At 73.3% G+C, this 13,244-nt stretch carries 13 protein-coding genes; 8 read left to right on the top strand and 5 right to left on the bottom strand.

Features of this window, described 5'->3' with window-relative positions:
• Together ABD907_RS13650 and ABD907_RS13645 are read left to right on the top strand one after the other, a co-directional pair.
• On the top strand, positions 1 to 1,581 hold the full coding sequence (locus ABD907_RS13650) for a WXG100 family type VII secretion target (RefSeq protein WP_345216804.1): 1,581 nt from the start codon (positions 1 to 3) through the stop codon (positions 1,579 to 1,581).
• Between the two features lie 86 nt (positions 1,582 to 1,667).
• The gene (locus ABD907_RS13645; RefSeq protein ID WP_345216803.1) at positions 1,668 to 2,156 is read left to right on the top strand and encodes a dsRBD fold-containing protein; all 489 of its coding nucleotides are present in this window, start codon (positions 1,668 to 1,670) and stop codon (positions 2,154 to 2,156) included.
• A gap of 6 nt (positions 2,157 to 2,162) precedes the next feature.
• On the opposite strand, the gene ABD907_RS13640 is transcribed toward ABD907_RS13645, so the two are convergent.
• Positions 2,163 to 2,540 carry a phage holin family protein gene (locus tag ABD907_RS13640; RefSeq protein WP_345216802.1) on the bottom strand — a complete coding sequence of 126 codons (378 nt, stop codon included), beginning with the start codon at positions 2,538 to 2,540 and terminating at the stop codon, positions 2,163 to 2,165.
• 96 nt (positions 2,541 to 2,636) lie between these two features.
• Between ABD907_RS13640 and hisC the strand changes: the two genes are divergently transcribed.
• Positions 2,637 to 3,737 (top strand): histidinol-phosphate transaminase, encoded by a 1,101-nt coding sequence (gene hisC, locus ABD907_RS13635; RefSeq protein ID WP_345216801.1) that lies wholly within the window; start codon positions 2,637 to 2,639, stop codon positions 3,735 to 3,737.
• 41 nt (positions 3,738 to 3,778) lie between these two features.
• On the opposite strand, the gene ABD907_RS13630 is transcribed toward hisC, so the two are convergent.
• From ABD907_RS13630 to ABD907_RS13615, 4 genes are all read right to left on the bottom strand, one after another.
• The gene (locus tag ABD907_RS13630; protein WP_345216800.1) at positions 3,779 to 4,354 is read right to left on the bottom strand and encodes a TIGR03086 family metal-binding protein; all 576 of its coding nucleotides are present in this window, start codon (positions 4,352 to 4,354) and stop codon (positions 3,779 to 3,781) included.
• Positions 4,355 to 4,474: 120 nt separating this feature from the next.
• Complete coding sequence (gene hemQ, locus ABD907_RS13625) at positions 4,475 to 5,191, bottom strand: hydrogen peroxide-dependent heme synthase (protein ID WP_345216799.1); 717 nt, start codon at positions 5,189 to 5,191, stop codon at positions 4,475 to 4,477.
• Positions 5,191 to 6,312 carry a ferrochelatase gene (locus ABD907_RS13620; protein WP_345216798.1) on the bottom strand — a complete coding sequence of 374 codons (1,122 nt, stop codon included), beginning with the start codon at positions 6,310 to 6,312 and terminating at the stop codon, positions 5,191 to 5,193. Before ABD907_RS13620 ends, hemQ begins: the two co-directional genes overlap by 1 nt.
• Positions 6,309 to 7,685 carry a glutamyl-tRNA reductase gene (locus tag ABD907_RS13615; protein ID WP_345216797.1) on the bottom strand — a complete coding sequence of 459 codons (1,377 nt, stop codon included), beginning with the start codon at positions 7,683 to 7,685 and terminating at the stop codon, positions 6,309 to 6,311. Before ABD907_RS13615 ends, ABD907_RS13620 begins: the two co-directional genes overlap by 4 nt.
• 110 nt (positions 7,686 to 7,795) lie before the next feature.
• Here ABD907_RS13615 and hemE point away from each other — a divergent pair, with 110 nt between their 5' ends.
• The 5 genes from hemE (at position 7,796) to hemB (ending at position 13,208) form a co-directional block, all read left to right on the top strand.
• Positions 7,796 to 8,815, top strand: coding sequence for a uroporphyrinogen decarboxylase (hemE, locus tag ABD907_RS13610; protein ID WP_345216796.1), 1,020 nt, complete (start codon positions 7,796 to 7,798; stop codon positions 8,813 to 8,815).
• Positions 8,812 to 10,218, top strand: a complete 1,407-nt coding sequence (locus tag ABD907_RS13605) for a protoporphyrinogen/coproporphyrinogen oxidase (RefSeq protein WP_345216795.1) — start codon at positions 8,812 to 8,814, stop codon at positions 10,216 to 10,218. Before hemE ends, ABD907_RS13605 begins: the two co-directional genes overlap by 4 nt.
• Before the next feature lie 185 nt (positions 10,219 to 10,403).
• On the top strand, positions 10,404 to 11,423 hold the full coding sequence (gene hemC / locus ABD907_RS13600) for a hydroxymethylbilane synthase (RefSeq protein ID WP_345216794.1): 1,020 nt from the start codon (positions 10,404 to 10,406) through the stop codon (positions 11,421 to 11,423).
• A 10-nt stretch (positions 11,424 to 11,433) separates the two neighbouring features.
• Positions 11,434 to 12,225, top strand: a complete 792-nt coding sequence (locus ABD907_RS13595; RefSeq protein ID WP_345216793.1) for a uroporphyrinogen-III synthase — start codon at positions 11,434 to 11,436, stop codon at positions 12,223 to 12,225.
• On the top strand, positions 12,222 to 13,208 hold the full coding sequence (gene hemB / locus ABD907_RS13590; RefSeq protein WP_345216792.1) for a porphobilinogen synthase: 987 nt from the start codon (positions 12,222 to 12,224) through the stop codon (positions 13,206 to 13,208). Before ABD907_RS13595 ends, hemB begins: the two co-directional genes overlap by 4 nt.
• The last annotated feature ends 36 nt before the right edge of the window (positions 13,209 to 13,244 follow it).

The raw sequence follows: 13,244 nt of genomic DNA, 5'->3' as shown, positions 1-13,244 counted from the left end.
GTGAGCACACGCCTCGTCGAGGACGATGCCGGGCACGGACCCACCGGCACGAACCCGATGACCGACGTGGTCGTCACCGGCGGTGCGCCGGTCTACGGCGGCTCACCGATCGTCGTCGACCCCGACGAGCTGGGTGCGCACGCGGCCACGTTGCGCGGTGCCGCCGACCTGGTGGACGCCGTCGACCGGCAGATCGTGGCGCTGGACGGCGACATCCAGACCTCGGGCGGCGCCCACCAGGTGCTGCACCTCTACGCCGACGTCCGCATGCGGCTCACCGACATCCGGTCGGGGCCGACAGGCCTGCACGCGCTCGCCGAAGGCATCCGCGAGCTGGCTGAGGACCTGACGCACCAACGCTACGTGTACGAGGAGGCGGAGCGCCGGGCGAGCACCCAGTTCGACCCGCCGTGGTGGCGGGTGGTCGGCAACAACATGCCTCCTCCGCTGGCGCCGGGGATATCCCTGATGATGCTGGGCCACGACCTCCGCACGGTGGCGGTCCACGCGGGTCTGGCGTACCGGGACGTCCTCTTCGGTTCCGCGCCGGACGGCGTGGCCGTCCAGCGCCGGATGTCCGACCTCGCCGAGGTCATGCAGTACATGAACGGTGACGTCGTCAACGACACCTTCCTCGAGGACGGGCACGCCATCGACGTCACGGGCATGACCAGCGTGCAGCGTTCGTCGCTGGTCGGGCTGGTGTGGCTGCGCGTCGCGTCCCGGCTGCTCACCACGCAGCACGACGACGTGCGGGCTATCCATGTGCCCGTGCCCGGTCCGATCATCCTGCGGCGGCCGGGCCGCCACGACGACGATCGCGGCCTGCTCGGCCGCCCGGTGCCGACCACCATCGGCCGGCCGGTGCCGACGCCGCAGGACGCGGGGGACGTCCTGGCGCGCATCCAGGAGACGAACGACTACCTGTCCTGGCGCGGTGATGACGTCGGAGCCGTGGAGATCCTGCGCACCACCACCCCGGACGGCGAGCACCGGTGGACGGTGCTCGTTCCCGGCACCAAGAGCGTGCTGGCCGGCAGCTCCAACCCCATGGACATGGAGACCAACATGCTCGGGATGGCCGGGCAGACCACCGACATGGAGCGCGCCATCGTGCAGGCGATGCAGCAGCTGGACATTCCCCCGGACGAGGCGGTCTCGCTGGTCGGGCACAGTCAGGGCGGGATCGTGGCGACCCGGCTCGCGGCCGACCCGGATCTGCAGAACCGGTACCGGTTCTCGTCGGTGCTGACCGCCGGAAGCCCGGTCGGGACGATCGACGAGATCCCGAGCGACGTCAACCTGATGCATCTCGAGGACAGCCAGGACCCCCTCGCCGGTCTGGACGGGGAGCCGAACGAGCAGGCGCCGAACCGGACCACGGTGACCAGTCTCGGTGCGGAGCCGGCCCACCTGGGCGCGAACCACCACCTGCCCCCGTACGTGCAGACCACGGAGGATCTGGACGAGATCGACCACCCCTCCGTCGAGCGCTGGCTCGCCATCAACGACGACGCGATGGCGCTGGGGGACGAGGGCGCTCGCACCGAGTCGTTCCTCTTCGAGGTCGAGCGGTACTGAGGCCCGGCGACCGGTCTGCCGCTGCGCTGTCACCCCTTCGAGGAGCATCATGGGGGTGTCCGGGTCTCGACGACGAGGAGGGCACGATGAGAGCGACGGTAGGCGACCGGATCGTGACGGCGTCCGGCGTCGTGGGCGGCGCGGTCCGCGAGGGCGTGGTGGTGCAGGTCAGGAACGCCGACGGGTCTCCGCCGTACACGGTGCGCTGGTCGGACACCGGGGAGGAGACGATCCTCCATCCCGGCCCCGACAGCGTGGTCCAGCCCGAAGAGGGCGACAGCGCTGGCAGCGAAGGTGGCACGTCGTCGGTCCGGACGACGACCTGGCATGTGCAGCTCTCGCTCGTGGAGTCCTCCGGCAGCACTGTCGCCGAGGCCACCCTGGTCGGCGGCGCGCCGGAACAGCTGCGAGCCGTCGGGCACGCACGCAAGGACCCCGGTGACGACGAGATCCCGGTGATCGGCGACGAGGTGGCGGCGGGTCGTGCGCTGAACCGGCTGGCCGAGCGGCTCATGGCGGCGGCAGAGCACGACATATCGAGCCGGACGGGCAACCGGGCACACGTGCACCGGTAGCCGGCGTCAGCGCTTGCCGGGGATCACCAGGTGCAGCAGCCAGCTGATGATCGCGATGACGATCCCGGCCACGACGGCCGTGCCGAAACCGTCCACGTTCATGCCGAAGTCGGTGAAGCCCGTGATCCATCCCGTCAGCATCAGCATCAGGGCGTTGACCACGAGGAAGAACAGTCCGAGCGTGATGATGTAGAGCGGTAGCGACAGCAGCTTCACCACCGGACGCACCAGCATGTTGACGAGGGTGAACACGAGGGCGACGACGCCGAGCGAGAGCAGCGTCGTGCCCACGGACGACGTCGGTTCCAGCTCGATGCCCGTGAACAGCCAGTCGCAGAGCCAGATGGCAGCGGCGTTGACCACGAGTCGCAAGACGAACTTCATGGCCCCGATCCTGCCATCCCGGCCAGGCGGGTGCCCTCGGAACCGCCGTGGTGCGGAACGTGGTCGCGGACGGTCGCGATGCGCGACCATGGGGACATGGCCCGAACGCGCTCCTCAGTCACCCTTCGGCCCGAGATCGCCGCGCTGCCCGCATACGTACCGGGCGCCCGGGCGTCGCGCGGGCGTCAGATGTACAAGCTCTCCAGCAACGAGCTGCCCTTCCCGGTGCTGCCGGCGGTCGGAGCGGCGCTGAGCGACGCCGGGGTCGAGCTGAACCGGTACCCCGACATGTACGCCACCGAGCTGACCGAGGCGCTCGGTACGCACCTCGGCGTCCCGGCCGAGAAGGTCATCGTCGGGAACGGCTCCGTGGCGGTGCTCGCCCACATCCTGGAGGCGGTCTGCGAGCCCGGCGACCAGGTCGTCATGGCCTGGCGCTCCTTCGAGGCCTACCCGATCGCCGTGCCGGTCGCGGGTGCCGAACCGGTCATGGTGCCGGTGGACGGGGCGGGCCGCCACGATCTCACCGCGATGGCGGCGGCCATCACGGATCGCACCAGGGTCGTGCTGCTGTGCAGCCCGAACAACCCGACCGGACCGGCGCTCACCCAGTCCGAGGTGCGCCAGTTCCTCGAGACCGTGCCCGACGACGTCCTCGTGGTCCTGGACGAGGCGTACATCGACTTCGTCCGCCAGGACGACCCCACCGACGGCGTCGCGCTCCTGGACGACCACAAGCATCTCGTCGTCCTGCGCACCTTCTCCAAGGCGTACGGGCTGGCCGGGCTCCGGGTGGGATACGCCGTCGCGCGGCGACGCCTGGCCACCGGTATCCGGTCCGCGTCCACCCCGTTCGGGGTCAACGCGATGGCGCAGGCCGGCGCCCTGGCCGCGCTGGCGTCGTCGGACCTTGTCCGCGACCGGGTCGAGCAGGTGGTCGCCGAGCGCGACCGGGTGACCGCCGCGCTGGCCGAGCAGGGCTGGTCGCTGCCGGATGCCCAGGGCAACTTCGTCTGGCTCCCGCTCGGGCGCCGCGCCGCCGCTTTCGCCGAGGCGGCCCGCGAGAGCGGCGTGCTGGTGCGCCCGTTCGACGGCGAAGGGGTGCGGGTCTCCGTCGGCGAGCCGGACGGCAACGACCTGTTCCTCGAGGTCGCGACGGACTGGACCACCGACCAGGCGCCGCTCGCCCAGGCCTGAGACCCGCCGCCTTCGGAAGGGAGCATGCGCTTCCGCAGCAGCTACGGGCGGGCCCACGCTGGATCGCGGCCGGCCAGGCCGAGCGCACGGTCGAAGTCGGATGCGTCGTCGGGCACCGGGACCCTCGGGCCGAAGATCGGCGACTGCTCCTCGGCCGTCTGGGTGGCGAACCCGAGCACCACCTTCGTGGTGGCCTCGTCGACGCGGTGCTCCTGACCGGTGGCGCGGGCCAGATCCCACCCGTGCAGCGTCACCTCGTCCAGCGCGACGAGGCCGGCGACCTCCGCGGGTAGCTCCAGGCCGCCGGCGCGGGTGGTGCCGGTCCAGGCCTCGGGTGCGCTCCAGGCGCGCACGAGCGCGTCGACCCGCTCCGGGATCCGCTCGCGCCAGCCCTCGTCGAGGACCAGCGCCTGCCGGCTCGGATCGGTGTCGGTCAGCGGCCCGAGATCCTTGTCCGCGGCGGCGCGGAACGCGAGGAGCAGGCCGTCGACGTGCGCGAGGAGCTCGCGAACGCTCCAGTCCGTGCAGGGCGTCGGGCGGTCGAGGGCGTCCTCGCGGACACCGGCTACCACGGAGGTCAGTGCGGCGCCGGCAGTGCCAAAGTCGAGTGTCTCCATGCCGACGAGTATTCCGGTTGCAGAACGCCACCACAAGCCCGCCGAGAGCGGACACCTGCACCAAGAGCAGCCGTTCAGTCACCAGCACTCGGTGCGATCGGCTGCTCTCGGCGACGGGGTTCAGGCCCGCGGCTGGCGCTCCACCCACTCGGCCAGCTCCACTCGCGGACCGGTGAAGAACGGCGTCTCCGCGCGTACGTGTCGGCGAGCCTCGGTGGCCCGCAGGTCCCGCATGAGGTCCACGATGCGGTGCAGCTCCTCGGCCTCGAAGGCGAGGATCCACTCGTAGTCACCGAGCGCGAACGCGGCCACCGTGTTCGCGCGGACGTCCTTGTAGTCGCGGGCCGCCATGCCGTGGTCACGCAGCATGGTGCGGCGCTCGTCGTCGGGCAGCAGGTACCAGTCGTAGGAGCGCACGAACGGGTAGACGCACAGGTAGTTGCCCGGCTCCTCGCCCGCCAGGTACGCCGGGACGTGCCGCTTGTTGAACTCGGCCGGGCGGTGCAGGGCGACGACGGACCACACCGGTTCCAGGTGCGCGCCGATGTCGGCGGCGAGGAGCCGGTGGTAGGCGTCCTGAACCTCCTCGACCGTCTCCGCGTGCCACCAGACCATGAGATCGGCGTCGGCGCGCAGGCCCGCCACGTCGTACCAGCCGCGGACGGTGGCACCGGAGTCCTCGAGGCTCGCGAGCGCGGCGGAGACCAGGGCGGGACGCTCGGTGTCCACCGCCGGCAGCGGAGCCGCCGTGGCGAACACCGCCCACATCGTGTAGCTGACCTGGGCGTTGATGTTCTCGGAGTCGGCGCCCTCGCCGATGCGCTGGGTCTCGCTCATCAGGCGACCGTCATGACGTCGGTGCGCTCGCACGCGGCGGGCACGCCGGAGTCCACGCCCGAGCGCAGCCGGCAGCACCCCGGCGGGCAGACGTCGTGCCAGGCGCCCAGCGTGCCGACGGTGCGCCGCTCGGGCTCCTCGCCCCGCTCGGATGCGGCCCGCTCGAGCAGCAGGTCGACCAGCCCGGAGACGAACGCCGGTGCGGTGCCGGCCGTGGCGGCGCGCTCCATCGGCATGCCGAGCTCGTCGGCGGTCTCCCTGGCCTCGGTGTCGAGGTCGTAGATGACCTCCATGTGGTCGGAGACGAACCCGATGGGCGCAAGGACCACGTTCGCGGCGCCGTCGGCGTGCAGGGCGGCGATGGTGCGGTTCACGTCGGGCTCGGTCCACGGTGTGAACGCGGTGCCGGAGCGGGAGCAGTAGGCCAGCTCCCACGGGATCGGCGCCCCCAGCTGCTCGGCGGCGCGCGCGGCGACGACGGCCGCGACGTCGAGGTGCTGGCCGGAGTAGCTGGCCGGGTTCCCGGCACCGGAGGCGACCTCCATGGTGGTGGGGATCGAGTGGGTCACGAACACCAGGGGCGCCTCGGGCGAGGGCGGTACGCCGAGCCGCTCGTAGGCGGAGACGACGGCGTCGATGTTGGCCTGCACGAAACCCGGGTCGTTGAAGTACGGCCGGACCTTGTCGACCTCGAGGTACCGGCCCTCCTCCGCGAGGGTGCTGAGCGCGGCGGCGATGTTCTCGCGGTACTGGCGGCACCCCGAGTAGGAGGCGTAGGCGCTGGTGACGAGGGTCAGGACCCGGCGGGCGCCACCCTCGTGCAGGTCGCGCAGCGCGTCGACGAGGTACGGCTCCCAGTTCCGGTTTCCCAAGACGATGGGGATGTCCGCCCCGCGCTCGTCCAGCTCGCGGCGCAGCTCGGCGAGCAGGGCGCGGTTCTGGTCGTTGATGGGGCTGCGGCCCCCGAAGGCGTAGTAGTGCTCCCCGACCTCGCGCAGCCGCGAGTCCGGGATGCCGCGGCCGGCGGTGACGTTGCGGAGGAAGGGCACGACGTCGTCGGGCTTCTCCGGCCCGCCGAAGGAGAGCAGCAGGACGGCGTCGTAGGGCGTGAGGTCGCTCATCGGGCTCTTTCGTTCTCGTCGTGGTTCGCCGGCACGTGGACCGTCTGCGGTGTCTGCGATGTCTGGGCGGGCTCGCCCACGTCGAGGCCGAGCACCTGCTCCAGGGCGCGAAGGTGCTCCTCGGCCCGGCCCTCACGGCCGGCCTCGCGGGCGAGCACGGTGGGTTCGTGCACCAACCGAGCGGCGAGGCGGCGCAGCGCCTGGGCGGCACGCTCGGTCGAGACGGTCTCCTCGGCGGGCAGCTTGCCCAGCTCCTCGGCGACGACGTCGGCAACCCTGGTGCGCAGGGCGACCACGGCGCCGTCCATCCGCCGCTCCGCCGTCGTCTCGGCGAGGCTGCGCACGCCCTCGGTGACGATCGCCCGGGCGCGCACGATCTCGGCGGCCGTGGTCGCCGGCGCGTGCTCGCGCACCGCCTCGAGGTCGACGAGCAGCACACCGGGTAGGTCGCCGACGCCGCGCTCGACGTCGCGGTGCAGGGCGAGGTCGACGACGACCAGCGCTCCCGCGCCCTCCGGCCGGGTGGCGGCCGCGGCGCTGACGGTGTTGAGGTCCAGCACCGGGGTGCCGGTGCCGCGGCAGGTGACCACGAGGTCGGCGTGCGCCACGGCTTCGGTGAGGTCGGCCGGGGCGACCTCGACGTGGTGAGAGGCGGCGAACGTCTCGGCCCGGCCGGAGGCGGACCAGACCGCGACGTCGGCGGCTCCGCGGGCGCGCAGGGCGGCCAGCGAGGCGCCGGCGTAGGCGCCCGTGCCGACGAGCAGGGTGCGGCTGCCGCCCCAGCTCTCCTGGGGGACGCCGTCCGTCGCCGGCGAGGCGGGGTCGTCGGTGCCGAAGAGTTGCGCGGCCGCGAGGTCCAGGGCGACGGCGACCACGGAGCGGCCGGCACGTGCGAGGTCGGTCTCGACGGCGACCTGGCGGGAGGTGCGGGCCGCGTGCTGCAGGGTGCGCTCCAGGAGCGGGGTGGTGGTGCCGTCGGCGCGGGCGTCCGCGAGCGCGCGGCGGACCTGGCCGACGATCTCCCGTTCGCCGACGACCATCGAGTCGAGGCCGGCGGCGACGTCGAAGATGTGCGAGACGGCCTGCTCGCCGCTGACGGGCCGCATGAGGCGGGCGACCTCGTCCACGGAGATATCGGCGGCGTCGGCGACGGCCCGGTAGGCGGCGGCCGTGGCCGCGGACTCTCCGCCGTCCTCCTCGGCCGCTTCGAGGTAGAGCTCGAAGCGGTTGCACGTGGACAGGACCACGGCACCACGGACGGCAGCATCTTCGGCCACGACGCGGGAGCCGAGGCCGTGCGTACCGGTTGCGAGCCGGTCGATGTCGGCGAGGTCCAGGTCGTGGTGGTTGGCGGAGAGCATCAGGAGCACCACAAGACCAGTATTGAACCATTTTCTCGAGAGCCAGGCACAATGTCCCGGTGACGAATTCGACGACGCCCCCGAGTGTGTCCTCCGACACTCCGGCCGGGTTATCAGGACAAATGCCCGGGCCTCCCCTGCTGCAGGCATTCCATGGACGCCGCCCGGGGGTCCTCCCAGTGTGGTTCATGCGACAGGCCGGACGGTCCCTGCCGGAGTACCGGGAGATCCGCCAGGGCGTGAGCATGCTCGAGTCATGCCTGCGCCCGGAGCTCGCGGCGGAGATCACCTTGCAGCCGGTGCGCCGCCACGGCGTGGACGCGGCGGTGCTCTTCTCCGACATCATGATCCCGCTCAAGCTGGCCGGGGTGGCCGTCGACATCGTCTCCGGCGTGGGCCCGGTGGTCGACGAGCCGGTGCGCACGGGGTCCGACGTCGACCGGCTGGTGGCGCACGAGGCCGGCGACCCGGCCGCCGTGGCCGAGGCCGTGCGACTTGTCGTGGCCGAGCTCGGAGACACCACCCCGCTCATCGGCTTCGCCGGCGCCCCGTTCACCCTCGCCGCGTACCTCGTCGAGGGTCGCCCCTCCCGGGACCACCTCGCCGCCCGCACGCTCATGCACGCCGAGCCGGACACGTGGCGGCGCCTCATGGAGTGGGCCGCGGACGTCACGGGCCAGTTCCTGCGCGCCCAGGTCCGCGCCGGCGCCCGCGCCGCCCAGCTGTTCGACTCCTGGGCCGGGGCGCTGTCCCTGCCCGACTACACCGACCACGCGGCCCCGTACAGCGCGCGGGCGCTGTCGCACCTGGACGGGCTCGAGGTGCCGCGGGTGCACTTCGGCACCGGCACCGGCGAGCTGCTCGTGGCCATGCGTGACGCCGGCGCGGACGTGGTGGGTGTGGACTACCGGATCCCGCTGGACGAGGCGAACCGGCGCCTGGGCGGGCGCACCCCGCTGCAGGGGAACATCGATCCCGCGTTCCTCGCCGCGCCCTGGTCGGTGCTCGAGCGGCACGTGCGGGACGTCGTCGAGCGGGGTCGCACGGCGCCCGGGCACGTCGTCAACCTCGGGCACGGCGTCCCGCCGACGACCGATCCGTCCGTGCTGACGCGGATCGTCGAGCTCGTGCACTCGCTGTGACCGACCTCGCGACGGGACCCGACGGCACCGTGACCGCGGACGCCGTGGTCGTCGGCGGCGGCATGGCGGGCCTCACCGCCGCCCACGCCCTCGTCGAGGCCGGCAGGCGCCCGGTACTGCTCGAGGCGGCGACCGATGTCGGAGGGCTCGTCGTCGGCGGGACGGTCGGAGGCCACGAGATCGACCTGGGCGCGGAGGCGTTCGCGCTGCGGCGCCCGGAGGTCCGGGCCCTGGCCGAGTCCCTCGGCCTGGCGGTCGAGCTCCCGGCCGGTGGCTCGTGGGTGTACGCCACGGGGCGGGCCTTCCCGATCCCCGCGGAGTCGCTCCTCGGCATCCCGGCCGACCCCACCGCCGAAGACGTACGCGCCGCGCTCTCCCCCGACGGCGTCGCCCGGGCGGTCCAGGACGCCTCGCTGGAGAGGTCCGTCGGCGCGGACGTCGAGGACCTCGCCGGCCTGGTCCGGGCCCGGATGGGCGAAGAGGTGCTGGACCGGCTGGTCGGGCCGATCGCCGGCGGCATCCACTCCGCCGACCCGGCCGACCTGGCGGTCGACACCGTCCTCCCGGGGCTGCGTGCCGGACTCGGCCGCCACGGCTCGCTGGCGGCGGCGGTGCGGGCGATGCGCTCGGCCGTGCCGGCCGGCCCCGCCGTGGCGACCACCTCGGGCGGCCTGTTCCGCCTCCCCCGGGCACTCGCGGCGGCGGTGACGGCGGGCGGCGGCCACGTCCGCACCCGCGCCACCGTGACGGCCGTCCGGCCCGGATACGGCTGGGAGGTCGACGTCCAGGCCGGCGACGGCGGGCCGCGCCGGATCTGCACCGACCGCCTCGTGGTCGCGACCGATGGACGCGCCGCCATGAACCTGCTCGACGGCGTGCTGCCCGGACCGCTGCCGACCCTGCCGTCCGGCAGCGCCATCACGCACGTCACGCTGGCCGTGCGCGCGCCGGCCCTCGATCACGCGCCACGCGGCGCCGGCCTGCTGGTGGCCCCGGGACCCGGTCCCGTGCGCGCCAAGGCGTTGACGCACGCCTCGGCGAAGTGGCCGTGGCTGGCTGCCGCCACCACCCCCGGTGAGCACCTGCTGCGCCTGTCCTACGGGCGTCCGGGCGAGCCGCAGGCCGTCCCGGCGGACGTCGCGCTGGCCTCGGCGGACGCCGGACAGCTGCTCAGCGCCCCGATCGACGAGGTGCTCGACGCGGTCGTGGTCAACAGGTCCGGAGCGCTGGCCCCGACGACGCCTGCGCACCGCGGCGCCGTCGCGGACCTGCAGGAACGGGCCGCCACGCTGCCGGGACTGGCGGTGACGGGGGCCTGGGTGGCGGGCACCGGGCTCGGCTCGACGGTCCCGCACGGTCGGGCCGCCGGCGAAGCCGTCGCGCGCTTCACGAATTTTTCGTGACAGAGTGTCAATTCGATCCTGACCGGTCGTCATAAAGCAAACGCCGTGATTTGCAGCACGCTCGCGTCGGCTATTTCGTATTATCGACCGGAAACCATGGTCCACGTCACAGCCCGGGCACTTTCCTGACGGTGGTGTCAGAAAGCCGTCTCGACTTTTCCCGGTGCCGTGACGAGACTGGGAAGGTGAGTGCCTTCACCCCTCCCGCAACCACTGCCCTGCGCATCGGGACGCGCGGCAGCGACCTCGCCCTCACGCAGGCCACGACGGTCGCGGAGGCCCTCGGGGCCGCCTCGGACCGCGAGGTCGAGCTCGTGCGGATCAAGACCGAGGGCGACCGCTCCTCCGCGTCGCTCGCCAGTCTGGGTGGCGCCGGCGTGTTCGCCGCCGCGCTGCGTGAGGCACTGATCGCCGGGGAGTGCGACGTGGCCGTGCACTCGCTGAAGGACCTGCCCACCGCAGAGACCGGGGGCCTGTCCATCGCCGCGCTGCCGCACCGCGCGGACCCCCGTGATGTGCTGTGCGCGCGGGACGGCTGGACGCTGAGCACTCTGCCCACCGGTGCGCGCGTGGGCACCGGGTCGCCGCGGCGCGCGGCCCAGCTCCGACTCGTTCGTCCCGACCTCGAGGTCCTCGACATCCGCGGCAACGTCGGCACCCGGCTGGGGCGGTTGGACAAGGACCTCGACGCAGTCGTCCTCGCTCGTGCCGGCCTGGCCCGCCTGGGCCTCATGGACCGCGCCACCGAGACCCTCGAGCCGGACGTGATGCTTCCGGCGCCCGGCCAGGGCGCCCTCGCGGTCGAGTGCCGCACCGAGGATCTCGAGGGCCCGCTCGGCGAGGTGCTGCGCCGCATCGACCACGCGCCGACGCGGCTGGCGATGCTGGCGGAGCGGGCCGTGCTCGGCACCCTCGAGGCGGGCTGCACCGCGCCCGTGGGCGCCCATGCCACGCTGCACTGGGCCGACGACGTCGGTCCCGCCCGCCTCGAGCTGCGTGCCGGAGTCTTCGCCCCGAACGGCCGGCGGAGCCTGCTGCGATCCTCCGCCCTCGAGATCCCCGCCCGGGCGGACGGTGAGCCGCTCGCCGAGCAGAGCCGGGCCACGCTCGGCGACCAGATCCCGGGCCGCGCCGTGGAGCTGGGCGAGAGCACGGCCCTGGAGATGCTGGCCGAGGGCGCCGCCGAGGTCGCGGAGCTGCGATGACGGGTGCGCGATGAGCGGCACCGACCGGCCTCGTGTCCTGCTTCCCCGCGCCCGGCCGGACGACCCGCTCGCCGTCGCCGTCGCGGAGGCCGGACTCGATCCGGTGCCGACCGCGCTGGTGACCACCGTCCCGGTGCAGCCGGGCCACCTCGACCGGACGCTCGGGGACCTCGCCGCCGGTCGGTACGCCTGGCTCGCCGTCACCAGCGCCACCACGGTCGAGGTGCTGGCCGACCGGGCCGCCGCCCGTGGCTCCACCCCGGCGGAGCTGGTCGGCCCGGCTGCGGTCGCGGCCGTCGGCCCCGCGACGGCGGACGCGCTCTTCCGTTCGGGCATCGCCGTCGCCCTCCGACCGACCGGACCCAGCTCGGCCGCGGACCTCGTGCGGGCGTGGCCGGCCCGGGCCGCCGGTGAACCGGCACGGGTGCTGTGGCCGCGGTCCGCACAGGCGTCGACCACGCTGGCCGACGGCCTGCGCGAGCGCGGCTGGGACGTCGACGACGTCGTCGCCTACGACACCGTGACGGCGCCACCGGACCCCGCGCTGGCCGAGGACCTGGCAGCCGGCGAGATCGACGCCGTCCTGCTCACCTCCGGCTCGACGGCCGCCGCCCTCGCCGAGAGCTACGAGAAACTGTCCGGCATCCGGGTCGTCGCCATCGGCCCCGTCACGGCCGAGACGGCCGAGCGCGCGGGGCTGACGGTCCACGCCGTCGCCGCCGAGCAGAGCCCGGCCGGCCTCGTCGAGGCCCTGCGGTCCCTCGACCCAGAACTGTCCGCCAACCATCAGGAGCAGCCATGACGACCGTCCCTGCCGGACCGACCGACCGGCCCCGCCGGCTGCGCACAACTCCGGCGCTGCGCCGCCTCGTCGCCGAGCACCGCACGCATCCTGGCGACCTCGTGCTGCCGATGTTCGTCAAGGAGGGCGCCGAGCAGCCGCTCGCTCTGGGCTCCATGCCAGGCGTCACCCAGCACACCCTCGACTCGTTGCGCCGCGCCGCCGTCGACGCGGCCGAGGCAGGCGTGGGCGGGGTGATGCTCTTCGGCGTCCCCTCGGTGCGTGACGCCGTCGGGTCCGGTGCGACCGACCCCGACGGGATCCTCAACGTCGGCCTGCGCGCGTTGGTCGAAGAGGTGGGTGACGCCGTCGTCGTCATGTCGGACCTGTGCCTGGACGAGTTCACCGACCACGGCCACTGCGGCATCCTCGACGCCGCCGGTCAGGTCGACAACGACACCACGCTCGAGCGCTACCAGGACATGGCGCTGGCCCAGGCGGAGACCGGTGCCCACATGCTCGGGCTCAGCGGGATGATGGACGGCCAGGTCGGCGCCGTGCGAGAGGCCCTCGACGCGTCCGGGCACACCGACACCTCGGTCCTCGCCTACTCGGCCAAGTACGCCTCCGCCTTCTACGGGCCGTTCCGGGAGGCCGTCGACTCACAGCTGCAGGGCGACCGCCGCACGTACCAGATGGACGCCGCGAACCGGCGCGAGGGCCTCCGGGAGGCGACGCTCGACCTCGTGGAGGGGGCCGACGTCGTCATGGTCAAGCCGGCCATGAGCTATCTCGACGTCCTCTCCGACGTCGCAGCCTCCTCGCCCGTGCCCGTGGCCGCGTACCAGGTCTCGGGCGAGTACGCGATGATCGAGGCCGCCGCCGCCCAGGGCTGGATCGACCGGCGGGGTGCCATCCAGGAGTCGGTGCTGAGCATCCAGCGGGCGGGCGCGGACTTCGTGCTGACGTACTGGGCGACCGAGCTGGCCGGCTGGCTGCGCTGACCGCCTGCCTCTCTCCCCGCGCCGCACGATGCAGCA

This window comes from Georgenia halophila, from assembly GCF_039541595.1.
This window is presented reverse-complemented; position numbering and strand designations above follow the sequence as displayed.

What these genes read in the sequence shown, in the direction of transcription:
- hemB (WP_345216792.1), top strand. Translation starts at nt 12,222, where the DNA reads ATGACGACCGTCCCTGCCGGACCGACCGACCGGCCCCGCCGGCTGCGC.
- ABD907_RS13645 (WP_345216803.1), top strand. Translation starts at nt 1,668, where the DNA reads ATGAGAGCGACGGTAGGCGACCGGATCGTGACGGCGTCCGGCGTCGTG.
- ABD907_RS13620 (WP_345216798.1), bottom strand. Translation starts at nt 6,312, where the DNA reads ATGAGCGACCTCACGCCCTACGACGCCGTCCTGCTGCTCTCCTTCGGC.
- hemQ (WP_345216799.1), bottom strand. Translation starts at nt 5,191, where the DNA reads ATGAGCGAGACCCAGCGCATCGGCGAGGGCGCCGACTCCGAGAACATC.
- ABD907_RS13630 (WP_345216800.1), bottom strand. Translation starts at nt 4,354, where the DNA reads ATGGAGACACTCGACTTTGGCACTGCCGGCGCCGCACTGACCTCCGTG.
- ABD907_RS13595 (WP_345216793.1), top strand. Translation starts at nt 11,434, where the DNA reads ATGAGCGGCACCGACCGGCCTCGTGTCCTGCTTCCCCGCGCCCGGCCG.
- ABD907_RS13640 (WP_345216802.1), bottom strand. Translation starts at nt 2,540, where the DNA reads ATGAAGTTCGTCTTGCGACTCGTGGTCAACGCCGCTGCCATCTGGCTC.
- hemE (WP_345216796.1), top strand. Translation starts at nt 7,796, where the DNA reads ATGCCCGGGCCTCCCCTGCTGCAGGCATTCCATGGACGCCGCCCGGGG.
- hisC (WP_345216801.1), top strand. Translation starts at nt 2,637, where the DNA reads ATGGCCCGAACGCGCTCCTCAGTCACCCTTCGGCCCGAGATCGCCGCG.